The sequence below is a fragment of the Vreelandella sp. L-25 genome, from assembly GCF_056857535.1.
Genome location: NZ_JBSXNH010000019.1, coordinates 1 through 25,177 on the forward strand (window position 1 = coordinate 1; position 25,177 = coordinate 25,177).

28 protein-coding genes are annotated in these 25,177 nt (G+C 59.0%); 12 read left to right on the top strand and 16 right to left on the bottom strand.

Annotation, left to right across the window (positions count from 1 at the left end; genetic code table 11):
* Positions 1 to 558: 558 nt before the first annotated feature.
* The gene (locus AC13CN_RS00970) at positions 559 to 798 is read left to right on the top strand and encodes a hypothetical protein (protein WP_483052952.1); all 240 of its coding nucleotides are present in this window, start codon (positions 559 to 561) and stop codon (positions 796 to 798) included.
* A 29-nt stretch (positions 799 to 827) separates the two neighbouring features.
* On the opposite strand, the gene AC13CN_RS00975 is transcribed toward AC13CN_RS00970, so the two are convergent.
* The 10 genes from AC13CN_RS00975 to AC13CN_RS01020 form a co-directional block, all read right to left on the bottom strand.
* A complete protein-coding gene (locus AC13CN_RS00975; protein ID WP_289124086.1) occupies positions 828 to 1,391 on the bottom strand; it encodes a YqhA family protein in 564 nt (187 codons plus the stop codon).
* Between the two features lie 58 nt (positions 1,392 to 1,449).
* The gene (locus AC13CN_RS00980; RefSeq protein ID WP_137094950.1) at positions 1,450 to 2,043 is read right to left on the bottom strand and encodes an exopolysaccharide biosynthesis protein; all 594 of its coding nucleotides are present in this window, start codon (positions 2,041 to 2,043) and stop codon (positions 1,450 to 1,452) included.
* Positions 2,044 to 2,225: 182 nt separating this feature from the next.
* On the bottom strand, positions 2,226 to 3,239 hold the full coding sequence (locus tag AC13CN_RS00985; RefSeq protein ID WP_062360870.1) for a nucleoid-associated protein: 1,014 nt from the start codon (positions 3,237 to 3,239) through the stop codon (positions 2,226 to 2,228).
* A gap of 46 nt (positions 3,240 to 3,285) precedes the next feature.
* Positions 3,286 to 4,047 carry an ABC transporter permease gene (locus tag AC13CN_RS00990; RefSeq protein ID WP_044630024.1) on the bottom strand — a complete coding sequence of 254 codons (762 nt, stop codon included), beginning with the start codon at positions 4,045 to 4,047 and terminating at the stop codon, positions 3,286 to 3,288.
* The gene (locus AC13CN_RS00995; RefSeq protein ID WP_284453655.1) at positions 4,044 to 4,979 is read right to left on the bottom strand and encodes an ABC transporter ATP-binding protein; all 936 of its coding nucleotides are present in this window, start codon (positions 4,977 to 4,979) and stop codon (positions 4,044 to 4,046) included. Before AC13CN_RS00995 ends, AC13CN_RS00990 begins: the two co-directional genes overlap by 4 nt.
* A gap of 45 nt (positions 4,980 to 5,024) precedes the next feature.
* Positions 5,025 to 6,398, bottom strand: coding sequence for a transposase (locus AC13CN_RS01000; RefSeq protein ID WP_288102541.1), 1,374 nt, complete (start codon positions 6,396 to 6,398; stop codon positions 5,025 to 5,027).
* A 132-nt stretch (positions 6,399 to 6,530) separates the two neighbouring features.
* Positions 6,531 to 6,809 carry a peptidylprolyl isomerase gene (locus tag AC13CN_RS01005; RefSeq protein WP_016915098.1) on the bottom strand — a complete coding sequence of 93 codons (279 nt, stop codon included), beginning with the start codon at positions 6,807 to 6,809 and terminating at the stop codon, positions 6,531 to 6,533.
* Between the two features lie 56 nt (positions 6,810 to 6,865).
* Entirely contained in the window at positions 6,866 to 7,984 is a 1,119-nt protein-coding gene (locus tag AC13CN_RS01010; protein ID WP_371827818.1) for a serine hydrolase, read from the bottom strand.
* Between the two features lie 29 nt (positions 7,985 to 8,013).
* Complete coding sequence (gene opgC / locus AC13CN_RS01015) at positions 8,014 to 9,120, bottom strand: OpgC domain-containing protein (protein WP_058578177.1); 1,107 nt, start codon at positions 9,118 to 9,120, stop codon at positions 8,014 to 8,016.
* A gap of 191 nt (positions 9,121 to 9,311) precedes the next feature.
* Positions 9,312 to 9,608, bottom strand: a complete 297-nt coding sequence (locus tag AC13CN_RS01020) for a hypothetical protein (RefSeq protein ID WP_054641241.1) — start codon at positions 9,606 to 9,608, stop codon at positions 9,312 to 9,314.
* Between the two features lie 433 nt (positions 9,609 to 10,041).
* Between AC13CN_RS01020 and AC13CN_RS01025 the strand changes: the two genes are divergently transcribed.
* The 4 genes from AC13CN_RS01025 to AC13CN_RS01040 all read left to right on the top strand — a co-directional run bounded on the left by AC13CN_RS01025 (position 10,042) and on the right by AC13CN_RS01040 (position 13,805).
* A complete protein-coding gene (locus tag AC13CN_RS01025; RefSeq protein ID WP_483052953.1) occupies positions 10,042 to 10,473 on the top strand; it encodes a hypothetical protein in 432 nt (143 codons plus the stop codon).
* A gap of 58 nt (positions 10,474 to 10,531) precedes the next feature.
* Positions 10,532 to 12,652, top strand: coding sequence for a DNA helicase RecQ (recQ, locus tag AC13CN_RS01030; protein WP_062360874.1), 2,121 nt, complete (start codon positions 10,532 to 10,534; stop codon positions 12,650 to 12,652).
* Positions 12,653 to 12,726: 74 nt separating this feature from the next.
* The gene (locus AC13CN_RS01035) at positions 12,727 to 13,128 is read left to right on the top strand and encodes an MbcA/ParS/Xre antitoxin family protein (protein WP_054641243.1); all 402 of its coding nucleotides are present in this window, start codon (positions 12,727 to 12,729) and stop codon (positions 13,126 to 13,128) included.
* Positions 13,125 to 13,805: an RES family NAD+ phosphorylase gene (locus AC13CN_RS01040; protein ID WP_058578166.1), complete on the top strand. Its 681-nt coding sequence runs from the start codon at positions 13,125 to 13,127 to the stop codon at positions 13,803 to 13,805. Before AC13CN_RS01035 ends, AC13CN_RS01040 begins: the two co-directional genes overlap by 4 nt.
* A 13-nt stretch (positions 13,806 to 13,818) precedes the next feature.
* Here AC13CN_RS01040 and mtnA read toward each other — a convergent pair whose 3' ends face one another.
* Positions 13,819 to 14,838, bottom strand: a complete 1,020-nt coding sequence (gene mtnA, locus AC13CN_RS01045) for an S-methyl-5-thioribose-1-phosphate isomerase (protein WP_483052954.1) — start codon at positions 14,836 to 14,838, stop codon at positions 13,819 to 13,821.
* Positions 14,839 to 14,943: 105 nt separating this feature from the next.
* Between mtnA and mtnB the strand changes: the two genes are divergently transcribed.
* The 3 genes from mtnB to AC13CN_RS01060 are packed head-to-tail and all read left to right on the top strand — an operon-like array spanning position 14,944 to position 16,801.
* On the top strand, positions 14,944 to 15,534 hold the full coding sequence (mtnB, locus tag AC13CN_RS01050) for a methylthioribulose 1-phosphate dehydratase (RefSeq protein ID WP_062360879.1): 591 nt from the start codon (positions 14,944 to 14,946) through the stop codon (positions 15,532 to 15,534).
* Positions 15,531 to 16,217: an acireductone synthase gene (mtnC, locus tag AC13CN_RS01055; RefSeq protein WP_228219378.1), complete on the top strand. Its 687-nt coding sequence runs from the start codon at positions 15,531 to 15,533 to the stop codon at positions 16,215 to 16,217. The genes mtnB and mtnC overlap by 4 nt, the downstream gene beginning before the upstream one ends.
* A 35-nt stretch (positions 16,218 to 16,252) precedes the next feature.
* Complete coding sequence (locus tag AC13CN_RS01060; RefSeq protein WP_483052955.1) at positions 16,253 to 16,801, top strand: 1,2-dihydroxy-3-keto-5-methylthiopentene dioxygenase; 549 nt, start codon at positions 16,253 to 16,255, stop codon at positions 16,799 to 16,801.
* 178 nt (positions 16,802 to 16,979) lie between these two features.
* Here AC13CN_RS01060 and mtnK read toward each other — a convergent pair whose 3' ends face one another.
* Together mtnK and AC13CN_RS01070 are read right to left on the bottom strand one after the other, a co-directional pair.
* Entirely contained in the window at positions 16,980 to 18,242 is a 1,263-nt protein-coding gene (gene mtnK / locus AC13CN_RS01065) for an S-methyl-5-thioribose kinase (protein ID WP_228168751.1), read from the bottom strand.
* A 248-nt stretch (positions 18,243 to 18,490) separates the two neighbouring features.
* Entirely contained in the window at positions 18,491 to 20,089 is a 1,599-nt protein-coding gene (locus AC13CN_RS01070) for a solute:sodium symporter family transporter (protein ID WP_483052956.1), read from the bottom strand.
* Positions 20,090 to 20,392: 303 nt separating this feature from the next.
* Here AC13CN_RS01070 and AC13CN_RS01075 point away from each other — a divergent pair, with 303 nt between their 5' ends.
* The 4 genes from AC13CN_RS01075 to AC13CN_RS01090 all read left to right on the top strand — a co-directional run bounded on the left by AC13CN_RS01075 (position 20,393) and on the right by AC13CN_RS01090 (position 22,948).
* Positions 20,393 to 20,806, top strand: a complete 414-nt coding sequence (locus AC13CN_RS01075) for a DUF350 domain-containing protein (protein WP_044630035.1) — start codon at positions 20,393 to 20,395, stop codon at positions 20,804 to 20,806.
* A 12-nt stretch (positions 20,807 to 20,818) separates the two neighbouring features.
* Positions 20,819 to 21,421, top strand: coding sequence for a DUF1190 domain-containing protein (locus AC13CN_RS01080; protein WP_483052957.1), 603 nt, complete (start codon positions 20,819 to 20,821; stop codon positions 21,419 to 21,421).
* 35 nt (positions 21,422 to 21,456) lie between these two features.
* On the top strand, positions 21,457 to 22,623 hold the full coding sequence (locus AC13CN_RS01085; RefSeq protein WP_483052958.1) for a glutathionylspermidine synthase family protein: 1,167 nt from the start codon (positions 21,457 to 21,459) through the stop codon (positions 22,621 to 22,623).
* 154 nt (positions 22,624 to 22,777) lie between these two features.
* Positions 22,778 to 22,948 (top strand): hypothetical protein, encoded by a 171-nt coding sequence (locus tag AC13CN_RS01090; protein WP_161793468.1) that lies wholly within the window; start codon positions 22,778 to 22,780, stop codon positions 22,946 to 22,948.
* Here AC13CN_RS01090 and AC13CN_RS01095 read toward each other — a convergent pair.
* Genes AC13CN_RS01095 through AC13CN_RS01105 form a run of 3 tightly spaced genes read right to left on the bottom strand, consistent with a single transcriptional unit; the run spans position 22,931 to position 24,999 of the window.
* Positions 22,931 to 24,136: a molybdopterin molybdotransferase MoeA gene (locus tag AC13CN_RS01095; protein ID WP_273682614.1), complete on the bottom strand. Its 1,206-nt coding sequence runs from the start codon at positions 24,134 to 24,136 to the stop codon at positions 22,931 to 22,933. The genes AC13CN_RS01090 and AC13CN_RS01095 overlap by 18 nt on opposite strands.
* A complete protein-coding gene (moaB, locus tag AC13CN_RS01100; RefSeq protein ID WP_016915144.1) occupies positions 24,129 to 24,647 on the bottom strand; it encodes a molybdenum cofactor biosynthesis protein B in 519 nt (172 codons plus the stop codon). The genes AC13CN_RS01095 and moaB overlap by 8 nt, the downstream gene beginning before the upstream one ends.
* Positions 24,648 to 24,651: 4 nt before the next feature.
* Entirely contained in the window at positions 24,652 to 24,999 is a 348-nt protein-coding gene (locus AC13CN_RS01105) for a DUF1244 domain-containing protein (RefSeq protein ID WP_054641247.1), read from the bottom strand.
* Between the last annotated feature and the right edge of the window lie 178 nt (positions 25,000 to 25,177).

Consider the following 25,177-nt stretch of genomic DNA (forward strand, 5'->3'; position numbering starts at 1 on the left):
TTGCCCAGGCAGTCGCCCAATGAATTGGCCTCCCACAGGCAGGCTAAAGTGGCTACTTAAGCTATCCTGAATCCACTGGCCTCACTCCCGCCACTTTGCTGTTGTGGGAGGGGGCTTTAGCCCGCGATGATGGCGGCACCGGTGCTTGCCCAGGCAGTCGCCCAATGAATCCATGGCGCGCTGATGTTCATGGCACTTTGCCGGGAGTTGCTTCGCTGTCACGCCAGAATGCGAAGAGCTTAAAAAAACGCCCGCTGGGGGAAAGCGGGCGCTTGGCGTGCTAACGGGAATGGTGACCCCAGGCTGCTTAACGCAGGCCCAACAGCGAAAGAATAAACAGAACAACAACGATCAGGCCGATGATATAGATAATGTTACGCATAATGGCACTCCTTGCTTTTGCGTTTCATGGAAATCAAAGGGTTGCTTCCCTTCAATAATCTCTCCTAGCGTAGCAGGCTTTTTATCGGTTTGCGTAATGTCCGTCAGCGTTCCGCTGAGGGAACCTTGTCTGTGCATGGCTTTCAGAGCCGTACCACTCTCTTCTCAGGTAGCGCCATGAAAACGACGGCTTTATATGCTGGCGTGTGCAATGGCTACGGCTTTGGCTGGTTTATCACGACGCTCGCGGGTGAAGACGTTGCTTACGGGAGAGGATACGGCGGGCAGGCGCTGTATGTGATTCCCGAGCGGGAGATGACGGTGGTGATCACTTCAGACCCAACCCCACCATCGCCTGGTGGCCAGTTCCAGCAGCAGCTTAACGCGCTGGTGGCCGATTTATTGGCAGAGGAGTAACGGCGCGCGCCACTCCTCCTGTTTAATGACTACTCTCCTTTATGCGCCAAACTCATCAAGTAGAGCGCGGCGGCCAGCGCCAGTACGGAGAGCGCTAAATAAATCGCTTCTAGGGGCGTGGTGAAGCGGATATCCACGACGGCGCGGAAGAATTCGATAATCACGGCCAAAATCACCACACGGGCGATTTTGTCTTTCAACTGATCCAGCGAGGCAACGTTGAAGGGGTGTGCGGGGTAACGCATCTCTGCTTGGTCGATACGCGAAACGAACAGCCGATAAACACCTAGCCCAAAAATCAGCAGCACGATGGCGATCAGATAGATATCCACCGCAATAATGATATCGGGCACCAGGGTGTCGTGGATGTTATGGGTGTCGTCCACCAAGTAGTAGTGCAGTACATCGCCCACCACTTTAAGGATATCCAGCGTGCCGACGATAAACAGCATCAGCGAGCCTAATAAGCTCGGAACCACCGCCAGCATGACCAAAAAGCGCGAGTTCCACAGCGCGGTTTCCACCCGTCGTTCCCAGACCGATTGCTGGTGAGGAGGTTTTGGGGGTGGCGGCGAATGGGGTGAGTTGCTCATCGTAGGCACTTAGCTCCTTCTTAATTTACGTCGAATAGCGAAAGTGCCTAGTAAAGCATTAGATCAGGTTCATCACTACTACCGTAAACGTCACGCCCGTCAGTAAAAACCCCAGCGCGAGCATCAGGCCATCTCTGGCCACCAGCCCCAGTCCAAACAGCGTGAGTGCCAATCCAGCGCCATTGGCACTGAAAGGGATGAACTCCATGGGTGGCATCGCTAACGCCACCAGCAGGCAAGCGAAGGCCGTCACCCGAATACCGATGTAGCCGGTCATCCAAGCCAAGCGCACGCCCAGCAAGCCATCGACCCATTTGGCGGGCTTTTTCATGTAGTGCAGCGCTTTATCAAACTTCTGCCGTGATAAAGAACGATTAAGCAGCCATTTAGGCAGCCAGAACGTTTCCCGCCCTACCAGCAGCTGTGAAGAGGTCAGCAGCACTAACACCGCCATCAGCGTTGGCATGCCGGGGATATCACCAATAATCGGCGCCAGCGTTATCAAGCCTGCCAATAGAAGCAGCGGCCCAAACGAGCGTCTCCCTACCGCATGCACCACATCATCCACGCTAACCTGCGCGTTTTCCCGCTCCATCCGTTCCATGGTGTGGATCAGTTCGGTTAAATTCGTTGCTTCCCGCGTATCGCTCATGGGCGTCTCGGCGCTCCTTTGCCATTGAGCTCTGTTTAAAGTAGGTATGTTTCGCGTCGATCTGTTTAGCTCAGGCCTGTTGAACATCGCTGCTTGGTTAATCGCTTGGCCTCTATAGGTTAGCCCCTGGAGCCGTTCGCCACCCAAGCTTTACGCTGCCTGTTCAAGCCCTTTTAACCTTGTCACTCTTTCCGCTTGGCGAGCTGCTCTTTGAGCTGTTTGGGCACTTGCTTGATGATCAGCCGGTCCTGGGTTTCGTCATACTCAATGCTGGAACCCAGCAGGTGTGAATCAAAGCTGATCGAGACGCCTCCAGCGCGGCCAGTGAAGCGGCGAAACTGGCTGATAGTGCGTTTGTCCGGCGGGATTTCCGGCGAAAGGCCGTAGTCGGCGTTGCGAATATGGTCGTAAAACGCCTTGGGCTGTTTCTCATCCACAAGCCCGGAGAGCTCTTCCAGCGTCATGGGTTCGCCACGGCGCAGCTGCTCGTTGGCGTAATCAACCAGAGTATCGGTTTTTTCCCGGCTGGCGTCGTCGTCCAGGTCCTCTTTTTCGACGTAGTCGCTAAAGGCTTTCAGCAGCGTGCGGGTTTCGGCGGGGGCATCGATGCCCTCTTCCATGCCCAGCAGCGCCGCTACGCCATCGGCGAGCTTTTTACCGCCCCGGTCTTTTAGAAACGAGACGTACTGCGTGCTTTCCACACCGCTCTGCCACTGGGTCAGGTTGATGCGGGCTGCCAGGGTGAGTTGGCTCGTATTCAGCTGGGCGGCGGGCACCGCTTGGTGCGCGTCGTTAAAGCCGATACCTTCCCGCTGATGCACGAGCGCCATGAACAGCGTTTCGGTGTCGCCTTGACGTAGATGGGCGATGACCAAGAAACCGCCAACGGAGAGCTGACCCTGCAGCGTTTGGGCCAGTCGCTCGGCCATCGCGTTTGCCAGTTGGGCAAAGGTTTGCTCGTCGGCTTGATACGCCGTGAGCCACGCCAACAGCGGCCCGGCCTGCTCGCCCTGCTCGGCAAAGCGCCCCCAGCCCTTCGCTTTGGTGTTGTAGGTGTCGTTTAGCGCATTGACTAGGCTGGCCATCACCGTGTCATCCCTGGCGGCGTCGTCCTCCGCAGGCGGGGCCGTCACACTTAAGCGCTCGCCGTCGAGGGATGGCTCAAGGCGGTAAACAGTACTTTGCAGTAGCGGCATAAACAGGCATCACCTTTATAAAAACGTCGAAGAGGTCACTTCAGCATCAGGGCTTTAAGCGGTAACCGGTGCGGAAAATCCAGGCAATGGTGGCAAGGCTTGCCGCCAAAAACAGCAAAATCATCGCCACGCTGGCGCCCAAGCTGACATCGCTAATGCCGTAGAAGCTCCAGCGGAAACCGCTGACGAGATACACCACCGGATTCGCCAGGGTCACGCTCTGCCAAAACGGAGGCAGCATATCGATGGAGTAGAAGCTGCCGCCCAAGAACGTGAGAGGGGTAATCACCAGCAGCGGCACGAGCTGCAGCTTGTCGAAGCCATCCGCCCAGATGCCGATGATAAAGCCCAGCAGGCTAAAGGTGACGGCGGTCAGCACCAGAAACGTCAGCATCCAAAACGGGTGGGCGATCTCAAGCGGCACAAAGAAGCTGGACGTGCCGAGAATGATCAGCCCCAGCAGTATCGATTTCGAGGCCGCCGCCCCTACGTAGCCCACGACAATCTCCAAATAGGAGATCGGCGCCGACAAAATCTCATAGATGCTGCCGGAGAACTTGGGAAAAAAGATTCCAAACGAGGCGTTCGAGACGCTCTGGGTCAGCAGCATCAGCATAATCAAACCAGGAACGATAAACGCGCCGTAGCTCACCCCGCCAATTTCGGTAATCCGCGAGCCAATCGCCGCGCCAAACACCACAAAGTAGAGCGAGGTAGAGATCACCGGCGAGACAATGCTCTGCAGCAGCGTGCGGCGAGTGCGGGCCATCTCCGCCATGTAAATCGCACGAACGGGATAGAGGTTCATGAGCGCTCCTTCACCAGGTCCACGAAGATATCTTCCAGCGAACTCTGCCGGGTGTGTAGATCTTTAAAGCTGATGCCCGCCTGCTCTAGCTGCGTTAACAGGGTAGAGATCCCTCGCCCCTCCTCTTCCTGGCGGCCATCGTAGGTGTACACCAGCTCATAGCCGTCGGCGGTTAAGCTGAGTTCTTCCTGCGCCAGCGCGGGCGGCAACTCCGTTAGCGGGCTGTGGAGCTGCAGGGTGAGCTGCTTGCTGCCCAGCTTTTTCATGAGCGCGGCTTTCTCTTCCACCAGCACGATCTCGCCGCGATTGATGACGCCTATGCGGTCGGCCATCTCTTCGGCTTCTTCAATGTAGTGGGTGGTGAGAATGATCGTCACCCCATCGTCCCGCAGCCCGCGTACCACGTTCCACATATCCCGCCGCAGCTCGACGTCCACCCCGGCGGTCGGCTCATCCAAAAACAGAATGCGTGGCTCGTGGGAGAGCGCCTTGGCAATCAGCACCCGCCGCTTCATACCGCCGGAGAGGGTCATCAGGCGATTGTGGCGCTTATCCCACAGCGAGAGCGACTTGAGCACTTTTTCGATATGGGCGGGGTTGGGGGCTTTACCAAACAGGCCACGACTGAAGCTCACCGTGTTCCAGACCGTTTCGAACGCTTCATTGGTGAGCTCTTGCGGCACAAGGCCAATCCGCTCGCGGGCTTGGCGGTAATCGCGCACGCTGTCGAAGCCATCGACGATAACATGACCTTCGCTGGGATTGACCAAGCCACATACCAAGCTGATCAAGGTAGTTTTACCCGCCCCGTTCGGGCCGAGCAGAGCAAAAATTTCGCCGCGCTGGATGGTTAAATCCACACGAGTGAGCGCCTGAAAGCCACCTTCGTAGGTTTTATTCAGGCCATCGATGGTAATGATGGGGTCGTTCAAGGCGTACTGCTCCTTAAAGCTTGGCCATCATTGGCCAAAAAGGATTTATCCGCACCCGGTTGACATGCCGTGCTGGCAAACAACTCGGGCCTCTTGACGCTCAGTTGCGCCGGAGAAACGTCCCAACAATATTCGCTTGACCTCGCCGTGCGGCATGTACCGCGTAATGTCGGGGTCATCAAGCCTTGCCAGGACATTCCGCGCAGCATTGACATCCGCCTGGATCACGTCCCCGTTTGCACGGTAAAACTTGTCGCCACGGCGCTCACCTTCCAGGCGTCCCGTGATCGAGTCCATTTGCGACGTATAGGCGGCGTTCACGATGTCGTGACGGGTGCCACGCTGCTGCGATACTTCGTCGAGCGCCTGGGCCAGCACCCCCTTGGCCCAGTGGCTCATGCGGCGGTTGTAATCCCGCCACTGTACCTTGCCCGCGATGGGCTGAGTCAGGTCTTCCGAAGCGAGAAGCGCCGCCTCGTCCATGATGGTATGAGCCGCCTGATAGGCGATGGTGCGAAGGTGCTGCTGGGTGCGCTGGCGGCGAGCCACTTGCTTCTTCTTACCCAGATTATTGGCGCGGATGCGTTCGGCCTTGGCGATCCGTCCTGCCGCCCGATGCTTCTTTTCCAGGGCGTGCAGGCGATTGCGCGCCTTGCCAGTGGCGGATACCTGATGGCTGTACGCAGTGAGCACTTGACCGAACGACTCGCCATGATGCTGGCCTTGCGAGTCAGTGAAGGCCTCCGTGTAGCCCTTATCGACACCCATTACCTTGTCCCCATGAGGCCGCCCTGGCGGTTTCTCGTAGGCATAATGGATCTCGACCTTTCCCTCCCGAACGATGACGCGCAGATTCTTCTTTTCCAGGCTGACGTTCTTGCCTGACGTCGTGGTGTATAGCGTGATGCTGCCGCCCACCTTTTTGGACAGATGCAATGTAATAACCAGTTGGCCGTCGATGATTCGCTCACTGTGCTTGTCGGAACGGACGACGAACTGGTTACTACACTGGCTTTTGCCATGCCTGAAATGTTTGCGCATCATGCGATGCAGATAGGTATCTTCTAGCCATTTGTCCTGTTTCAGCAGCGTGTAGAGGCGTTTGCGTTCGGTTTCGTCCGTGGTGCGTGCGGCCACGGCCCGGCGCACCTTGTGCTTGGCAGCCGCCTTGTAGGTCAGGATGTCGTTGATCACATCCTTAGTGGATTCGGCGCGAACCGTGCCATCCAGTGGCAAGTCTGTATGCCAGCCACCCTGGGTTATTTCCTTGCGAACGGCGCTGGCGCTCTTGCCAACGGTACCAAGGGCACCGTACCGGCGCCAAAGGTCGGCCCGAATGAACCCCATCGTCCGGCACATCGCCAGCAAACGCGAAAGACCCGGACTCGTTGCATGAAGAATGCGTGTGACGGTGGTCATAACACTTCCTCTCTCGGCTCCCTGGCCGCGGGATAGTCTCCTTACATCGCGGGCCAGCGCAGAACCAGCGCAGCGCGATGCCAATGGCACCGCGACATGGCTGCCGCGATGCATGACGGCCTTTAAAAGGTATTAAGTGCGGCTGGTGATTTCGAGCAAGTGATAGCCAAACTGAGTTTGAACCGGCCCGTGAACCTTGTTGAGTTCACCGCTGAAGACGACTTTGTCGAATTCCGGCACCATTTGGCCGGGGCCAAAGCTGCCCAGGTCGCCGCCCTGGCGGCCAGAAGGGCAGCTGGAGTGCTGCTTGGCTACATCCGCGAAATCGCGGCCGTTTTCGATCTCTTGTTTCAGTGCGTTGCACTGCTCTTCACTGCTTACCAAAATATGACGAGCGCTGGCACGTGCCATAACAAACTCCTTAATCAAAAAACCCAATGCGGTAGGCCAGTTTATCACGCTCGCTGCTAGTCGTGTCCCAAGGCACCGCTATAACGCAGCGCTTCGCCCACACTCGCCAGGGCACGCTCATGGGCCTGCACCGAGAGCGGCCCACGAGCACAGGCCACGATGACCCAGGGGCCATTGGCGGCGTCACCCGCTTGAGAGGCACGCGATGCAATACCGGCATCGCAGCTTCGCCGGTGCTGCGTGCCTGTTTTGTGCGCAAAGGTGAATTCGCTGCCCATGCCTTGTTTCAAGCGCCGCTCGCCGGACTGGGTCCGCTGCATGATCGCCAGCAGCGTTTGGCGCTGTTCTGCATTCACATCCTCCATACCACCGTGATGCAGGCTGGCCAGCAGGTCGCCATAGGCGCGCAGTGTGCCCACATTTTCACCGGTGGATTCGTAGGCATCAAAAGCGTGGTCATAGTCGGGCTGTTCGAAGATTTCTTCGCTCACTCCCAGCGTGCGAGCAAGGGCGGCCGAGCGCTGATTAACGCGATGTTGGCGCAGGGCGATAAAATCTAACCCGCCCAGTTGGCGAGCCTCGGGGTGTAACTGGCCATATACCCCTTGGCGAACTTCCACCAGCTTGCTGATGGGGCCAAGGTGCTCCGGCTGGCCGTTACTGACGGCCACCATGCGGCGGGCGCGGGCGTTCACGGCATCCAAGCCCACACGATCAATCAGCATATCCGTGGCGGTGTTGTCGCTGACGGTGAGCATCTGCTCGAGCAGGTAGCGCACCGAGATCGGCGTACCGGGGTCGTGCCAGTTGATCGGCCCTGCGCCATCGACAAAGTCGCTACGTGCCAGGATCAGGCGTTCATCCAAGGAGAGCGTGCCCGCCTGGCGCTCAGCTAGCACCTGAGCCGCTACGGGCACTTTAATCAGCGAGGCCAAATACCAGGGGGCGTCTGCCTGCCAGGAGTACGCCTCGCCTGTTGCAAGGTTCTGAACATAAACACCTAGCGCGCCGCCAAACACCTCTTCAATGGCGATTATTCGCGCATCTACATCGCCTTGCCAAGGGCTCTGTTTATCGACCTCGTAATACCAGTTCGTACTTGCCAATACCGCCGCGCTGGCTGGCAATAAAGCGCACAGCAGCACTGCGGCTAGCCAGCGTTGAAAATGTCGCAACCTTACCTCCTACCGCGGCGAGTGGCGGGCTATTTGTAACGGGCAATCCAGCGCGTTAGCCAAATCCACAACGCGGCTCCAAGAATTAACAGCCCACCCACACCAAGCGCCTGTGGATAGGTGTAAATGCCTTCGCCTTCCAGCAGAAAACGCAGCACCAGAAAAATCATCACAATATGGAAAATAAACGCTTTGAGCGCGTCGCTCCCTACCATCGTTAATGGCCGTAGCGCCTTGGCTGCCGTAGCTCCACCAGCGAGTGCAGCGCCTAAAATAACCAGCGCGCCGCCCACGCTGTACAGCGTGAATTTCAGCCCAGGCGGGTGCTTGCCGTCGTTATTCGCCACCGCCAGCATCGCAGCAGAAACATCGCCTTCGGCAAAGGCCAAGCCATAGAACGCGGCGATCATCAACATCCCTACGCCCACCAGCGCCAGCACCAGCTTTCGCCTTAGCGCCGTATCAAAATAGCAGCGCAGCAAGGCTTCACCGATCAGCAGGCCCGCCAAAATTAACGGCGCACGGCTAAGCTGGCCCCAGGTGTAATGGTCTTCATGGTCTACCAACAGCGCTTTTAAGGTGTCGTTACCGCCAAAGCTCAGCCCCTGCAGCCAAGCGGAGAGCGCGGTTAAGCCAATAATAAGCGCACACCGCCCCCACAGCGGTGTACGTGCCCATAATGGAAGTACCAGCGGCACCCACAGTAGGACGATGGCGTAAAAACCGAGGATTTCTACCCAAATCGCAAAGCGCTGATAAAGCAACGCATCAACAATATCGCCTGGGGCGTAATACGGCAGCATCTCGACGACCGTCAACGCCTTGTACCAAAACCACACTTCAACCGCGCGCACCCATAGTTTTAGCCGCCGTTTTGGCCACGCCTCTGTTTGGGTAGACGCTAAAAAGGCCACGGTGAGCGCAATCCCGAAGACCAGGATGAACAGGGAAGAAGAGAACTTAGTGAGAAAATGGACGGGCACCATGCCCCAATCGGGCACGTTGCGTATTCCAATCAGCCCACTCACCGTATGGCTGAGAATCATCAGCCCAATCGCTATACCACGGGCGAGATCAATCGCATCTATACGCCCTTCCGCACGAGGCAGGCGTGGCACTTCTTGCCAGGTAAACACGTTAGCAACGTCCTTGTAGGGTGTTCGTGTTAGGGAAACATTGCTTTTACCATAGCCTATTCACCTAGTGTGCTATTGCGCTTTATTAAACGTTGCCACTCACCCAACACAACAGTGCCCCGCAATGGGCGGGGCACTGTGCTGCTCATCCGTGAGCGTGAGGGGAAGGACTTCCTTTCGCTAAAATGGATTTACTGGCCGGATGTGTCATCCTTTTCCGTTTCCCACTGCTCTTGCTCTTCCTCCTCCTCTTCGTAAGTAAATTCTTGCTCTTCCTCTTCGTACTCGGTGGTCACGCCTTCAGTAGTCGACCCCTGCTCCTGCTCGGTGTCGTAGGAGTTGTAGGTGCCTTGATCATCCTGCATGGTCTCTTCTTGCGGCGTTGCGGGCTGCTCTTCAGGCTCTTCCATCGCAAACGCGAGCGGGCTCGCTACCAGACCAAATGATACACCCAGGATACCTAACTTCTTGAGAGCTTCCTTTTTCATGGTCGTGCCTCCTAATGGCAACTCTTTCGTTCAATTCAGCGTTAAACATTTAACAACGTTATGTCTTCACGATAGATTCACGATCGATAAGAGCGGCGAGTCATCCTAACCTTTCGCTCTTACCCAACTACTGCAGACGCCATACCAGGGCATGCCAAAAATAAATATAAACACTATTTTTCAACTACTTAATAAAAAAATTCATTAACTGAAACAAGGTGAATCGCGATTTTTAATTAGCAAAATCTTGTTTACGTTTGGCACATGAGCCCCAGCGATTCATGCCGCCCCGCACCGCGGCTAACTTGACATAATAAATAGGTACATAGGGCGAAAGCGTTGGTGAGAAAGGTTGCAAGGCTAGAAAGGCTTATTTTAACCCAACATAACTGCTGGTATCTTTTGGTCACCGTTCACCGTATCGAGAAAATAAATGTCTACCCAACAAGCATCCACGTTTCGTTTAGTTACCCGCAGCGATTTTGATGGTTTGGTATGCGGTGCCCTGCTCAAGCACTTAGGCCTTATTGACGAAATCACCTTCGTTCACCCGAAGGACATGCAGGATGGCAAGATTGCTATTGATGCCAACGACATCACCACCAACCTGCCCTACGTGCCCGGCTGCCACCTAGCGTTCGACCACCACCTAAGCGAGACCGTGCGCAACGTTGAGCGTGCCGACAACCACATCATCAATGCAGACGCCCCTTCCGCTGCCCGCGTAGTGTGTCACACCAACGTGGGCGAGCTGTGCCTAAGCTACGGCGGCGGCCATCTGAATGCGGGCACCTGCCAAGTTGATAATGACCAGGCAGAAAATGCGTTGGCGGAGATTGTTGAACGGATTAGGGCGGATGGGTAAGGCGACGGCTTACCCTCCTTAACCCCGTTCCTTCACGCACACGACAAGGAGAGCAGCGATGCACGACGACTCGGCAGCCCTCAAAGTACTGCGGGAAGTCTTTGGCTTTGAGCACTTTCGTGGCCCGCAGCAGGCCATCATTGAGCATGTGATGGCCGGAGGCGATGCGCTGGTGCTGATGCCCACTGGCGGCGGTAAATCGCTGTGCTATCAGATCCCTGCGCTGCTACGTGAAGGCACCGCGATTGTGGTCTCGCCGCTCATCGCGCTGATGCAGGACCAGGTGGCCGCGCTGATCCAGAACGGGGTGCGCGCCGCCTACCTGAACTCCAGCCTTGAGATGCATGAGGCGATGGAGGTGGAGAACCGCCTGCGTGCAGGCGAGCTGGACCTGCTCTACATCGCGCCCGAGCGGCTGGCCACGGCACGCATGCAGATGCTGCTCGAGCAGACACGCATCGCGCTGTTCGCCATCGACGAGGCCCACTGCGTTTCCCAATGGGGGCACGATTTCCGCCCCGAGTATCGCCAGCTCTCCCACCTGCACCAGCGTTTTCCCGACGTGCCGCGCATCGCGCTCACCGCCACCGCCGACGTGCCTACCCGGCACGACATCATGGAGCACCTGCAGCTTCAGGAAGCCGCGCTCTACAACAACGGTTTCGACCGCCCCAATATTCGCTACCATATCGCGGAAAATCAGGGCAATGCCAAAGAGCAGCTGCTGAGTTTCATCCGCGAACACCACGACGGCGAAGCGGGCATCGTCTACTGCCTCTCTCGGCGCAAGGTGGAGGAGACCGCCGCTTGGCTGGCACGCCAGGGGTTGACCGCGCTGCCCTACCACGCCGGGCTGCCCGCCGAGCAGCGCCAGCAGCATCAAACCCGTTTTCTGCGCGAAGATGGCGTGGTGATCGTCGCCACCATTGCCTTCGGCATGGGCATCGACAAACCCGACGTGCGTTTCGTGGCGCACCTCAATCTGCCCAAAAGCATCGAAGCCTACTACCAGGAAACCGGCCGCGCCGGGCGCGATGGGCTGCCCGCCGATGCCTGGATGGCCTATGGCCTGCAGGACGTGATCACCCTGCGCCAGATGCAGCAGGACTCCAGTGCCGCCGACCAGCAAAAGCGCATCGAACAACAGAAGCTCGATGCCATGTTGGGGCTCTGCGAGATCATCAGCTGCCGTCGCCAGGCGCTGCTCCACTACTTTGGCGATTCGCTAGATGAGCCCTGCGGCAACTGCGATAACTGCCTCACCCCGCCTGACACCTGGGAGGCCACGGTGGCTGCGCAGAAGGCGCTGTCGTGCGTCTACCGCACCGAACAGCGCTTCGGCGTCACTTACTTGGTGGATGTACTGCTGGGCAAGCGCAACGAACGTATCAGCCGCTTCGGTCATGACAGTTTGAGTACGTTCGGCATTGGCAAAGAGCTCACCGCCAGCGAGTGGAAAGCGCTGTTTCGCCAGCTGATCGCCAGCGGCTATCTGAGCGTGGACATGGAGGGCCATGGCGCGATCAAGCTCACCGCCAACGCCAGGCCCATACTGCGCGGCGAGCAACGTCTCACCCTGCGCAAACCCAGCAAGCCTGCGCGACGCAGAGCCAAAGGGGCATCTGCCGCCAAGGGCCACGGCGTACTGTGGGAAGCGCTGCGCCAGCATCGCAAAGCGCTGGCCGATGCCCAAGGCGTACCCGCCTACGTGATTTTCAACGACGCCACCCTGGCCGAGCTGGTAGCGCAAAAACCGCAGACGCTGCAGGCGCTGGGCACCATCTCGGGCATTGGCGCACGCAAGCTGGAGGATTATGGCGAAGGCTTTCTGGCGGTGGTTCTGGCGCATCCTGATGAGCCTGCCGCTAGCCCCCCTGTGGGCAGCAGCGCTCTTGAATCTGCCGCGCTACTGCGCCAAGGGCTAACGCCGGAACAGGTCGCCGAGCAGCGCGGGCTGGCCGCTAGTACCGTGTATCGCCACCTAAGCGATGTAATCCAAAGCGGCGAGCTGGCCTTGGAAGAGGTGGTCAGCCTAGACCCAGCGACCCTGGCACAGATTCACGCAGCGTTTGAGCAGTTTCCAGACCAAGGGCTGAAAGTGGTGTTTGAAGCGCTGGAGGGCCGTATTGATTACCCGGTTCTACACTGCGTGCGGGCGTCTATGACTGCCAAGCGTTAACGCCCACCAAATAATCGTATTTTTTAAAAATCGCTCATTTGGTGTATTCTCTATTCAAGAGAGGAGAAAGCGATATGGCCATTCAGCACAACACCGCTACCAAGCGCCGTGACATGGGAGCCGCTGCCATGCGCACGTATCCCAACATATCCCGCCGCTGGGGGCTGAAAGAGAGCGAAGCCGCCTTATTACTCGGCGTGCCCGACTCCACTTACCGGCGCTGGAAGCAAACTCCCGAGCAAGCCCGCCTGGATGCCAACCATCTTGAGCGCATGTCGTTGATTCTGGGCATCTACAAGGCGCTGCATATCCTGCTCCCCAATCAGGAGGCCGCCGATAGCTGGCTAAAACGAGCCAACAGCAACCCACTGTTTGCCGGTCACACGCCCATGGAACGCCTGTTAAGTGGTCACGTTTCCGACCTCTATGTCGTTCGGCAGCACTTGGATGCCGCACGTGGAGGGGGCCATGTATGAACTTCCCGCTCAGCAACGTCACATGGCGGCCAAGCTACCGCGTTATCCCTTCGCGCTTCCCTCCGATTGATCTGTTCGAAGGCGTCAATAGCCACACTGACGACTGGGACCTGCTTAACGAACTGGAAGGCGAGACCTCTGCTAGGCTTCGTGAAGAAATGGGCGCGATCCATCTGGTGCGCGACGGCGACCGCCGGTATGGGCCTGGATGGACACCCGTCATGGCGGCGTTTTGTCATTTCCCTGCCTCCGGTTCGCGGTTTAGCGATGGCACCTTTGGTGCCTACTACTGCGCACTCACCGAAGCCACCGCCATTGCAGAAACCCTGTACCACGCAGAGCGCTTCATGGGGGAGTCCAACGAGCCGCCCATGATGCTGCAGCAGCGCGTCTATCTCTCCGATTTGATGGGGCAACTGATTGACTTGCGGGGCCACCGCGACGCAGAGCCCCTACTCACCCCAGACAGCTGGTCTGCCGGGCAAGCCCTGGGCAGAAACGCTTGGGAGCAGCAGGCAGATGGCATCGTTTACCCCAGCGTTCGCGACCCCGATGGCGAGTGCGCCGCAGTGCTAAGACCCCCGGTACTCTCCGCCACGCGGCAAGGCCGTCATCTCGGTTATGATTGGGACGGTCAGCGCATTCGGCACGTTTATGAGCTAACGCTTCTAAACTGAGCCTGCCTGACCGCTAGCGCCATCCTCGCAGATGCTCGCCCCGTGCAATCGCCGCTGAGTCAAACACGCCAGTATCCAAAATCCAGGCGGTGACTAGCTTGGCGGGCGTCACGTCGAAGGCTGGGTTCCACACCGGTGCATCGCTGGGCGCCCACACCACCTCGCCAAACGCGCCGGCGGCACCGCGCACCTCCGCGCCATCGCGCTGCTCGATGGGAATCGCCGCGCCGGTGGCGCAGGCGGGGTCGACCGTGGTGTAAGGGGCCACCACGTAGAACGGTACCTGATGGTAATGCGCCGCCACCGCCAGCATGTAAGTGCCCACTTTGTTGGCAAAGTCGCCGTTGGCGCAGATGCGATCCGCCCCCACCATCACTTTATCCACCTTGCCCGCCGCCATTAAGCTGGCCGCCATGCTGTCGGTGATTAGCTGGTAGGGAATGCCCAAATCAGCCATTTCCCACGCGGTTAAACGCCCACCCTGGAGCAGCGGACGGGTTTCATCCACGTACACATGCAGGTCGATGCCGCGCTGTTTGGCGATGGCCAACGCGCCAATCGCGGTGCCCACACCGGCCGTGGCCAACGCACCGGTGTTGCAGTGGGTCAGCACGCGGTCGCCGGAGGCCAGCAAGTCAGCGCCCCGCTCGGCCATGCGCTGGCACAGCGCGCGGTCCTCTTCAAACAGCGCTTGGGCACGCTCGGCCAGGGCGTCCGCGCCCTGGGCAAAGCAGGCTTCCATGGCGTCCAGGCAGTACATCAGGTTCACCGCCGTGGGGCGCGTCGCCCGTAAGCGGTCACTCACCCACTGCCACTCACTTTGCGGATGGCGAGCCGCATACTGGGCCAGTACGAACGCCGCGCTCAAGCCAATCAACGGCGCCCCGCGAATGGCAAGATGCTTGACGGCGTGCTGCCACGCCTCGGGAGAGTCGCAGCGCACCCACTCTTCGGCCTGGGGGAGCCGGGTCTGGTCCAGGTATTCGAGGGCGTCGGCATGCACTCGTAAACTGCGTGACTGTAACGTAACCATGAAGGGCTCCTTGAGGTCTTGAACCGGTGAACTCGGCGCGCGGCTTATCAGGCGCGAAGCTTATCATATAGAATGATGCCCATTGGATGAGACGATGCAGGCCTTATGACTACCTTACACACCGAACTGCTGGACGCCATCTCCTGGGCGGCGCAGCAAGGCTGGACCCCCGCCACCGGCGGCAACTTTTCTGCGCGTACCGAGGCGGGCTATTTAGTCACCGCCTCCGGGCGGGATAAAACCCGTATCCAGGCGGATGATCTGCTGCTGTGTGACCTGGAAGGCCGTGTGCTGGAAGGCAACGGCAAACCCAGCGCCGAAAGTGACCTACACGCCGCGCTGTACCGGCTAGACCCAAGCATTCACTGCGTGCTGCACACCCACACCGTGGCCAGCACCGTGCTGTCGCGACGCTTTGCCGAAGGCATTGAGCTAAGCGGCTTTGAGATGCAAAAGGCGTTGGCGGGTAACGTGACGCATGATGCAACGATTCACCTGCCGGTGGTGCCTAACTCCCAGGATATGGAGGAGTTAGCCGAGCACGTTCGCCAGGGCTGGCCGATGCCCTGGGGCTTTTTGGTCGCGGGCCACGGCATTTACGCCGTGGGCGACAGCATTGCCAGCTGCCGCCGCCATCTGGAAGCGATTGAATTTTTACTTGCCTGTGTACTGGAAGAGAGCCGATGGTCCCAATGAGCAACCCAACCGTTCGCGCTATCGTGACCGATATCGAAGGCACCACCACCGATATCAACTTCGTTCACAAAGTGCTGTTCCCCTATGCCCACGCCAAGCTGCCTGACTTTCTGCGCGAGAACGCAGAGGCACCGGCGGTGGCCGAGCAGATCCATGCCGTGCGTGATGTCATGCAGGACCCCGACGCCTCGCTGGAAGCGGTAATCGCCACGCTGCTGCACTGGATCAAGACCGACCAGAAAGTGACGCCGCTGAAAGCCCTGCAGGGCATGGTATGGGCCGACGGCTACCAGCGCGGCGACTTAACTGGCCATTTATACGCGGATGTGGCTCCGGCGCTGCGCCAGTGGCAGGCGGAAGGCAAGGCGCTGTACGTGTACTCGTCAGGCTCGGTGCAGGCGCAAAAGCTGCTGTTTGGCTACAGCGATGAAGGCGATTTGACCCCGCTGTTCAGCGGCTACTTCGACACCCATGTTGGCCATAAGCGCGAGGCCGCCTCGTATCAGCGTATCCTCGACACCCTTGACCTGCCGCCCGCATCGGTGCTGTTCTTGTCAGATGTCGTCGAAGAGCTGGATGCGGCCCAGCAAGCGGGCATGCAAACGCTACAGCTGGTGCGTGAAGGCACCCAGGCGGGCACCCGCCATCCGTGCGTCACCCGTTTCGACGAGATCCACCTGTAACGTTTCTGTCTCGTCACTTTCAAGGAGAGTTTACGATGTCGCAACTCAAAGTATTTGCCGATAACAATCCCCATGATGCCCTCATCGACACCACCAACGGCGAACGGATTACCGCTGAGCTGAACCGGGTAGGCGTGCTATTTGAGCGCTGGGCAGCGCCGGGCGAGATTGCCGACGATGCCACCCAGGAGGAGATTCTGGCGCTTTACCAGGAAGATATCGACCGGGTAAAAGCCAAGGGCGGCTACCAAACCGTCGATGTGCTGCACATGGTGCCCACCCACCCGGACAAGGAAGCGATGCGCCAGAAGTTCCTGAACGAGCACCGCCACCATGAAGACGAGGTACGCTTCTTTGTCAAAGGCCAGGGGCTGTTCTGCCTGCACATCGACGACAAGGTGTATCAGGTGCTCTGCACCCGCAACGACCTGATCAGCGTGCCCGCCAATACCCCGCACTGGTTCGACATGGGCCCTGAGCCGGAATTCACCGCGCTGCGCTTCTTCGACAACGTAGAAGGCTGGGTGCCCCACTGGACCGAAAGCGACATCGCCGGGAAGTTTGATCGTTTGGATCAGCTTTAACGTGTGAAGGCGGCTATCGCCGCCCTCGCGGGTGCCTCATTTGCTCGTACCTCGCAAGATTCGTTACGCCGCGCTACATGGCTTCGCCGAACTCCAGGTGGGGCATTCGTAGCGCGGCGTAAGCGGAGCGCACCCGCGAAGCACCGCAAAGCGGTGCCGAAGGTGCCACCTAAAGTGCTTACAGCACTGATTTCTGACTGTATGCCTTGGCTAAAGCCACTAGCGCATTGAGATCACAGTAAGCTTGCGGCTCCATGATTAGCGCTTGGCCCATCAGCACGTTGCGTGCTTCCAGCTTGGCGCGCAGGGCAGTGTCTTCGATCTCTTCGAAGTCGGCATTGTGGGCCAGCGAGAGCACGCGGCGGTGCATTTCGATGCCGCAGTAGGCCAGCGCATCTTCACGGATCTCTTCCAGCAGCGCGTCGCAGGCGTCGTCGGCGCTGTTGCCCTGCTCTTCAAACAGCGCTCTGGGGAACAGAATACCGGTGCGCTCGGTTTGCCAGAGGTGGCGAAACTCCTCATCGAAGCGGGTAAAGCAATCGGTGATCACTTCTAAAATCCACGCTTGATACTCCTCCAGGTCACCTTCTTGGCGGTGGGCGGGCTGGCTAAAGTAGGCCATGAAGAAGTTGGCTACCGCCATGCCCAAGTCGAACGCCATCGGGCCGTATTGAGAAAATTCAGGGTCGATGACGCGCACGCTGGTGTCGGTGGCCATGATGGAGCCGGAGTGCAGGTCGCCGTGCAGCATGGTCTCGGTGTTGGCGGTGAACTTCATCAGCAGCCGCTGCACCTTGGCTTTCAGGCGGGCGTTGCGGCGCAGCTCGTCCACCACGGGCGATAGCTCGGGCGTGTGGCGGTTCATCTCCGCGCCGTAGTAGGGGTCGGTAAACACCAGCGATTCGGTGATCGCCGGAATCGCCACGTTGCCAGAGAACAACCCGACATCGGCTTTCTTATCCGGGCTTGCCATGGAGAGTTCAGAGCCGCGAAACGCTGTGCGCGCACAAAACTCACCCAGAGTAGCACCCAGCTCCGCCACGCGTTCGCCGCTGATCAGCTTGCGCCGCAGAATCACATGGGGGTGCAGATACTCCATCACGATCAATGCCTGGGGCTTATCGAAGTAGTACACCTCGGGGGCCACGCCGGGCGCGCGCTTGGCTTGACGCACTAAGGCGTAATATTCGAAATGGGCGCGATAGAGCGGCAGCGGCCAGCTCTCGCCCACCATGCGCACATAGGGCAGTGCCTGCTTGACCACCACGCTGCCGGTGCTGCCTGTCACGATAAACACCAGATTGAGGTTGCCGTCGCCTACTTCACGGATGTGCCACTCGGCGGGGTTGCCACCCACACGGCTGGCGACGGCCTCCACACCGCCTAGCCGTTGGCCAAGGGTATCCACTCCCAACGCTTGATAAGTCTGCTCGTTTGCCACCGATGATTCCTCACACAAAATGGATGTGTGTTTGTCATACCCCGGCAACGTTGTCAATTCAGTGCAGCATGATGGGGGCGCTACACCACTGGCTGCATCACTTTTTAAAATGCATTTCGCTCAGTACGCTTCTACACACCTCCTCTAACGCTTCGACGCCACCTGTCATGCCGCCAAGCCTATCGCCAACAACGCCAACGCCCGCAATGCGGGGCGTTGGGGCTATTCCATTTACAACACTGGCGTGATCAGCCGCCCGCAAAGGAGGCGTACATAATCACCACCAACACCACCAGCACGATACCGGTAGGCACCGCGCCTTTCCACGGGGTGAGATCGACATCGCCGGAGTCTTCCTGCACCCAGTCCGTAGCGCGGGGGCGCAGCTTACCGATCACCAGCATGACCGCCACTAGCAGCACGAACACCGCAGCGACGAAGTGGAACTCGTGCATCACTATGGGCAGCTTGTTGAACGGCGGCACGAAGTAGCCCGCCGCAATCAGCAAACAGCCGCCGACCAGCGCTACTTTCGCGGCCATGGGCGGTACGCGTTTTGTCAGCAGACCCACCAGCACCACGGCAAGAATTGGGATGAAGTAGATCGCGTTCATCTTCTGCAGGTAGCCGAACAGGCTGTCCTGGCCCGCCAGCAGCGGCGCAATAATCATGGTGGTAATCGCCATGGTCCAGCCAAACACCTTGCCAGACTTCACCACCTGCTCTTCCGTCGCATCTTTTTTCAGCACGCCTTTGTAGATGCCCAGGCTGAAGATCGTCGTGGTGCTGTTCAGCGCAGAGTTAAACGAGGAGAGAATCGCCCCGACCATGACGGCGGCAAAGAAGCCGGTCAGGTAAGGCGGCAGCACGTTGAATACCAGGTGGCCATACGCTTCGTCAGCGCGAATACCCTGGTCGGCATACAGGTGGTAGGCGATGATGCCGGGCAGTACCAGGTACAGCGGCCCTAGCAGCTTTAGAAACCCTGTGAGCAGTACGCCCTTCTGGCCTTCGGCCAGGTTCTTGGCGGCAAAGGTGCGCTGGATGATTTGCTGGTTGGTGGTCCAGTAGAAGAGGTGAAGCAGCAGCACGCCGGTAAAGATGGTCGAGAACGGTACCTGCTGTTCAGGGCCACCCATGGAGTTGAATTTGCTGGGGTCGCTCTCTTTCAAGATGCTCCAGCCTTCCATCACGCCGCTGCCGCCGCTCACCGCCTGTAGGCCAAAGTAAACGATCACGAAGCCGCCAATCAGCAGACCAACCCCGTTTAAAGTGTCAGAAACGGCAACGGTACGCAGGCCGCCAAACAGCGCGTAGACCGCGCCAATCAGACCCACCGCCCATACCGTCGCCCAGAGCAGCACCGTGCTGGAGCCAATGCCGGTCAGGCCCTGTAAGTCCAGCATGCCCTGAAGGCCGATGGCCCCGGAGTAGAGGATGATCGGCAGCAGCACCACCGCGTAGGCAATCAGGAAGATAACGTTGGCAATCAGCTGCGTGCCTGTATCAAAACGGATCGCAAGCAGCTGCGGCAGCGTAGCAATGCCGCTTTTCAAAAAGCGCGGCAGGAAGAACAGCGCCAGCGCCACCAGGGCAATCACGGCGATCACTTCCCACGCCATGACGCTCAAACCATCGGTAAACGCGGACCCGTTCAGCCCCACCATCTGCTCGGTGGAGAGGTTGGTCATCAGCATGGACGCTGCGATCAGCGGAAAGGTCAGCGTGCGGCCTGCCAGGAAATAGCCGCTGGTGCTGCGGTGGTCATCACGCCGCGTGATGCGCCATGTGACAAAGGCCACCAGGCCCGTAAAAAACAGAAACGATGCCAGGGTTAGGGCATGCATGAGGGGAAGTCCTTCGAAGCGGTCGCGTCTAAAGCGGTGCCCAACACGGGCACGAAGAGCGGTATCAAGCGATACGACACGGTGAGTTTAGGTAAAAATACCAATCATCGCGGGATTCTAAGCAGGTGACACGTTTCATCTATTAGCCTTTAGTCGCAACAAAAGTCAAAAAATAGGTTTTTTTACTACTTACCAAGCGGCGCGACGAAAGGCGATGGATGATTGCCGCTCTCCAGCTAAGCTATGTCACAATGCTGACTGTTGACTGACCACACGTCATTAACCACAAGGATGCACACCGCCATGTTGCACTACCTACAGGGATTACCGTCTTTCTTCGCCTACCTGCTTGGCGCGCTCGCGCTGCTGGTGGCCTTTATGTACTGCTATAGCCGCCTGACCCCTCACCACGAGTGGGCGCTGATTCGAGCGGGCAATGCGGCGGCCGCCACCGCTTATGGCGGCTCTATCCTGGGTTTCACCCTCCCGCTCTACAGCGCCATGGCCCACTCCATTAGCTATATCGACTTCATTCTGTGGGGCGTGGTGGCCTTCGGCGTGCAGATCGCCACGTTCTTTGGCCTAAAACTATTTCTACGCCGCCAGGGCGAGAGCTTGTCTCAGCACATCACCGAAGGTCATCAAGCCTACGGCACGCTGGTGGGCAGCATCTCGATTGCCGTGGGCTTGATCAACGCGGCCTCAATGACCTGGTAACGGAGCGCACTCATGGAAAAGCAGACCCATCCCACTCACCTGCCCCGCCGTAAACGCAGCGCACGTCTCTCTTTGGCGATGATGGGAGCGAGTGCCTTCGGTTTGACCGCCTGCACTCAGCCCGCAGAGGACGAGCACCTCACCGATGTTCGCTTCGACGAGCCCAAAAGCTATCAAGGCGTCGAAGAGTGCGTAGCCGCCAACGTGTACACCCGCAGCGCCTGCGAAGACGCTTACGAGGCCTCTCTAGAGTCCGTGCCACGCTTCGACACCCTAGAAGCCTGCGAAGCTGAACACGGCGAAGGCGCCTGCGCAGCCCCCACCGATGAGCAGGCCCAGGCCGCAGGCGGCGGCAGTTGGTTCATGCCTGCCATGATGGGCTATATGGTCGGTAACATGCTGGCGAATACCAGCCGAGGGCGCTCGTTCGAGCGCGTGTATCAAGAGCCGGTCTACCGCAACCGCCAAAACCAGGGCAACTGGAATGCTGCGGCCAGCCAGGCGACGCAACGGGTCAATCAGCGTAACGAGGCCCTGCGTAGCTCGGTGGTGCAAAACCGCCAAGCCACAACGCGGCGCGGCCTGGGCACACGATCGGCCTCTTGGGGTTCCTAGCATTTTGGGGTATTGACCACCGTTTGGGAGCTACCATGCTGCGCATCAACGTCTCTGAACGCCCACAATGGAAAGCCCTGGCCAAAGAGCTGGGGTTTCATTTCCATACCATTGATGGCGAACCCTACTGGAAAGAGGACGCCTACTACCAGTTCACCCTGGAGCAGGTGGAGCAAGAGATCGAAGCACCCACCGAAGCCCTGCACGAGATGTGTATGGAGCTGGTTGATAAGGTCTGTCACTCCAATGCCTTAATGCAGCGCCTCGCAATCCCCGAGCATATGTGGGACCTCATCCACCACTCCTGGCGCAGCGGGCAACCGCCCCTCTATGGGCGAATGGACTTTGCCTACTCAGGCAACGGCCCCGCCAAGCTGTTAGAGCTGAATTACGATACGCCCACCTCGCTCTATGAGGCGGGCTTTTTCCAGTGGGTATGGCTGGAGCAGGCGATTGAGCAAGGCATCCTGCCCCGCCACGCCGACCAGTACAACTCGATTCAAGAACGCCTGCTCAATGCCATGGCGCATCTGGGCGACCGCTTGGAAAACCGCACCCTCTACTTCTCCTGTGTAAAAGGCAGCGACGAGGAGCGCGCCACCGTCAGCTACTTGCAGGATATCGCTCTACAAGCAGGCTTACAGGCACCGTTTATCTACATCGAAGACATTGGCGTGGCCCCAGGAGTCGAGCACTTTGTCGATTTGGACGAGCAGCCGATTACCGCCCTGTTCAAGCTCTATCCGTGGGAAGAGATGGCGGTAGAAGCGTTTGGCGAGGCGGTCACGCAACTCAACACCCACTGGTTCGAGCCGCCCTGGAAAGCCGTGCTCTCCAATAAAGGGATTCTGCCGCTGCTGTGGGAAGAGTTTGAAGGGCACCCGAATCTGCTACCAGCGTATTTTGAAAAAGATAGTCACTCGCCGCTGGAAGCAGGCTGGGTGCGCAAGCCGTTTTTCTCACGGGAAGGGAGCAATATCAGTTTGATAACGCCCAGCGGCCAGCAAGAGAGCGTGGGCGGGCCTTACACTGATAACCCGTGGATACGCCAGGCGTACCACCCACTGCCGCGCTTTGGCGACATGCACGCGCTGATTGGCAGTTGGGTAGTGGGCGACCGCGCCTGCGGCATGGGCATTCGCGAAGACGTGGGACGTATTACCAAGGATACGTCGTGTTTTATTCCCCATGCCATTATTTAGTTGCTCGATCATTCTTTTTTCTAGCAACCGATTAAGTGCCTATTCAAAATTAATCGCGTGATCAGTTCCGTAACCACCGAACCACCCAACGCGCTGGCTAACCCTACGCGATGCCGAGGGGCCATGGCAGCTAGGCATTACCGGCGACAGTGAGATGATGCGCCTGCCCTCCGCCGCGATCTACCCACTACCGCCACTGCTGGCTGCCCGCTCCCGCCATCCGGCGCTGTGCGGCATCGCCCTGGAAGGGGAGCAGCTCACTCTGCTCCTAAACGGAGCTCGGCTAAGCCCACCTTCCGAGGCAAGTTCAACCCACCATCCATAAGCAGCGCACTTGGCTACCTTTCTCCACCTGGCTATGCGGATCAATCACCGCCAGCGCATCGGCCGCAATGCAGGAAGAGAGCACCGCTGAGTTTTGATCATCAAAGGCATCGGCCTCAATGCCCTCGGGCGTAAAGCGCAGCGCCACCCGCATATAGTGCTGGCGCGGGCCGGTGTCGGTGGTAAAGGTCGCGGTGGCGGTTAGGCACGGAAGCTCCGCCAGCGCAGGGCAGCCCAGTAGTGCCCCCATCAGTGGGCGTAGAAATAGCCACGCGCCCACAAACCCCGACACCGGGTTACCCGGCAGCCCCACAAACCGAGCATGACTGCCATCGTCGCGGGGCAAGCGACCCAGCGCTAGCGGCTTGCCGGGACGAATCGCCAGCTTCCACATATCGAGCTGCCCAAGAGACTCCAGCGCCGCTTTGACGTGGTCCTCCTCCCCGACGCTGACGCCACCGGTGCTCACCACTACATCGGCCTCGGCAGCGGCGTGGTTCAACAGCGCCACGGTTTGGGCGTAGTCATCAGGCACGCTCACCAACTGCACCACCTCGGCCCCGAACGTCTCCAGCAGCCGCTTGAGCATTGGGCGGTTGGAGTTATACAGCTGACCCGGTTTTAACGGTGTGCCGGGGTCGACGATCTCATCACCTGTGGAAAGCAGCGCCACCCGGGGGCGACGACGTACGCGAACCTCGGTGATGCCCTGCCCCGCCAAATGCCCTAACGCGGCGGCTTCCAAGCGTTCGCCAGCATTGAGCAGCACATCGCCTTGGCGCACGTCGCGGCCCTGCAGGCGAACGTTGTCTCCTTCAGGCACGTCCACGGGGATGAGCGCCTCGCCGTTCTCCTCAGCCACCCGCTCCTGCATCACCACGCAGTCGGCACCTGGCGGAATCTGCCCGCCGGTAAAGATTCGCGCGCAGGTGCCCGCCGCCAATGGCCGTGCCGTACTGCCCGCGGCAATGCGCTGGCTCACCGGCAGCCGCTTACCCGCGTCTAACGCGCACAGCGCATAGCCATCCATCGCACTGTTATCGAACGGCGGCACGTCCAGCGTGGCCGTGACCGGTTCGGCCAGCACGCGGCCAGCGGCGCCATCCAGCGCCACCTGCTCGGTGGAGAGCGGTGCAACATCGGCCAGCAGCGCCTCAAGCGCCGCTTCAATCGGCTGTAACTCAGCCATGCTGCCCCCGACCGGGAATCACCAGATTGGCAAAGTTGCAGGGCTTATGGCGGCTATCGAGCTGTTCGGCCAGAATGCCATCCCAGCCGGTACGGCACGCACCGGTAGAGCCCGGCAAACAGAACACCACCGTGGCGTTAGCGAAGCCACCCAATGCGCGACTCTGGATCGTGGAGCTGCCGATTTCATCGCCGCTGAGCTGGCGAAAACGCTCGCCAAAGCCTTCGATACGTTTATCCAGCAGCACCGAGACCGCTTCGGGGGTGGAGTCGCGCCCGGTAAACCCTGTGCCGCCCGTGGTTAGCACCACCTGCACGCCGGGGTCGGCAATCCACTGCGCTACCACCGCACGGATCTGGTAAACGTCATCCGGTACGATCCGCTTATCCGCCAAACGGTGCCCCGCCTCAGTTAGCCGCTGCACCAGCGACTGCCCCGAGCGGTCGGTCTCTTCCGTCCGCGTATCGGAGACGGTGAGCACCGCAATGTTCAGCGCTTCCATGGCATCCATGGCGCTACTCCTTGTGCTCGTTGGGGGAGGCGTTGGCCTTTTTCTTGGCTTGGCGCGCTTCAAGAGCAGCCAGCTGTTCCGGCGTTGCCTCACCCTGGTGATTGGCTTTCCACTCGCTGTAGGGCATGCCGTAGACGTACTCGCGGGCGGCGTCCAGTTCGAGCGCGGTACCGCGCTCATCGGCGGCGGTCACCAGCCACTTCGAGAGGCAGTTACGGCAGAAATCCGCCAGAATCATCAGGTCGATGTTCTGCACATCTTTATTGTCGTCCAGATGCTTAAGCAAGCGCCGAAAGGCGGCGGCTTCCAGCTCAGTGCGGGTGGTGGCATCCAGTTCGTCAAATGTCGCCATGGTGATTCCTCTTTCAAAAGTCATTGGAGTGCAGCATAACAGCGAGTAGGGTGAGGCGTCTCCGCCTCATCCCTCTCACAGAACCGTACATACGGACCACGTATACGGCTCATGCCATTAACTTACCCCGAATTCGGGGACAGTGATGCCGGTTCTGACCCTGGTCAGATCCAATAAC

Excerpts from the sequence above, each read along its gene's own strand:
- AC13CN_RS00970 (WP_483052952.1), top strand. The coding sequence starts at position 559 with ATGAAAACGACGGCTTTATATGCTGGCGTGTGCAATGGCTACGGCTTT.
- AC13CN_RS00975 (WP_289124086.1), bottom strand. The coding sequence starts at position 1,391 with ATGAGCAACTCACCCCATTCGCCGCCACCCCCAAAACCTCCTCACCAG.
- AC13CN_RS00980 (WP_137094950.1), bottom strand. The coding sequence starts at position 2,043 with ATGAGCGATACGCGGGAAGCAACGAATTTAACCGAACTGATCCACACC.
- AC13CN_RS00985 (WP_062360870.1), bottom strand. The coding sequence starts at position 3,239 with ATGCCGCTACTGCAAAGTACTGTTTACCGCCTTGAGCCATCCCTCGAC.
- AC13CN_RS00990 (WP_044630024.1), bottom strand. The coding sequence starts at position 4,047 with ATGAACCTCTATCCCGTTCGTGCGATTTACATGGCGGAGATGGCCCGC.
- AC13CN_RS01000 (WP_288102541.1), bottom strand. The coding sequence starts at position 6,398 with ATGACCACCGTCACACGCATTCTTCATGCAACGAGTCCGGGTCTTTCG.
- AC13CN_RS01005 (WP_016915098.1), bottom strand. The coding sequence starts at position 6,809 with ATGGCACGTGCCAGCGCTCGTCATATTTTGGTAAGCAGTGAAGAGCAG.
- AC13CN_RS01020 (WP_054641241.1), bottom strand. The coding sequence starts at position 9,608 with ATGAAAAAGGAAGCTCTCAAGAAGTTAGGTATCCTGGGTGTATCATTT.
- AC13CN_RS01025 (WP_483052953.1), top strand. The coding sequence starts at position 10,042 with ATGTCTACCCAACAAGCATCCACGTTTCGTTTAGTTACCCGCAGCGAT.
- recQ (WP_062360874.1), top strand. The coding sequence starts at position 10,532 with ATGCACGACGACTCGGCAGCCCTCAAAGTACTGCGGGAAGTCTTTGGC.
- AC13CN_RS01035 (WP_054641243.1), top strand. The coding sequence starts at position 12,727 with ATGGCCATTCAGCACAACACCGCTACCAAGCGCCGTGACATGGGAGCC.
- AC13CN_RS01040 (WP_058578166.1), top strand. The coding sequence starts at position 13,125 with ATGAACTTCCCGCTCAGCAACGTCACATGGCGGCCAAGCTACCGCGTT.
- mtnA (WP_483052954.1), bottom strand. The coding sequence starts at position 14,838 with ATGGTTACGTTACAGTCACGCAGTTTACGAGTGCATGCCGACGCCCTC.
- mtnB (WP_062360879.1), top strand. The coding sequence starts at position 14,944 with ATGACTACCTTACACACCGAACTGCTGGACGCCATCTCCTGGGCGGCG.
- mtnC (WP_228219378.1), top strand. The coding sequence starts at position 15,531 with ATGAGCAACCCAACCGTTCGCGCTATCGTGACCGATATCGAAGGCACC.
- AC13CN_RS01060 (WP_483052955.1), top strand. The coding sequence starts at position 16,253 with ATGTCGCAACTCAAAGTATTTGCCGATAACAATCCCCATGATGCCCTC.
- AC13CN_RS01070 (WP_483052956.1), bottom strand. The coding sequence starts at position 20,089 with ATGCATGCCCTAACCCTGGCATCGTTTCTGTTTTTTACGGGCCTGGTG.
- AC13CN_RS01075 (WP_044630035.1), top strand. The coding sequence starts at position 20,393 with ATGTTGCACTACCTACAGGGATTACCGTCTTTCTTCGCCTACCTGCTT.
- AC13CN_RS01080 (WP_483052957.1), top strand. The coding sequence starts at position 20,819 with ATGGAAAAGCAGACCCATCCCACTCACCTGCCCCGCCGTAAACGCAGC.
- AC13CN_RS01085 (WP_483052958.1), top strand. The coding sequence starts at position 21,457 with ATGCTGCGCATCAACGTCTCTGAACGCCCACAATGGAAAGCCCTGGCC.
- AC13CN_RS01090 (WP_161793468.1), top strand. The coding sequence starts at position 22,778 with ATGATGCGCCTGCCCTCCGCCGCGATCTACCCACTACCGCCACTGCTG.
- AC13CN_RS01095 (WP_273682614.1), bottom strand. The coding sequence starts at position 24,136 with ATGGCTGAGTTACAGCCGATTGAAGCGGCGCTTGAGGCGCTGCTGGCC.
- moaB (WP_016915144.1), bottom strand. The coding sequence starts at position 24,647 with ATGGATGCCATGGAAGCGCTGAACATTGCGGTGCTCACCGTCTCCGAT.
- AC13CN_RS01105 (WP_054641247.1), bottom strand. The coding sequence starts at position 24,999 with ATGGCGACATTTGACGAACTGGATGCCACCACCCGCACTGAGCTGGAA.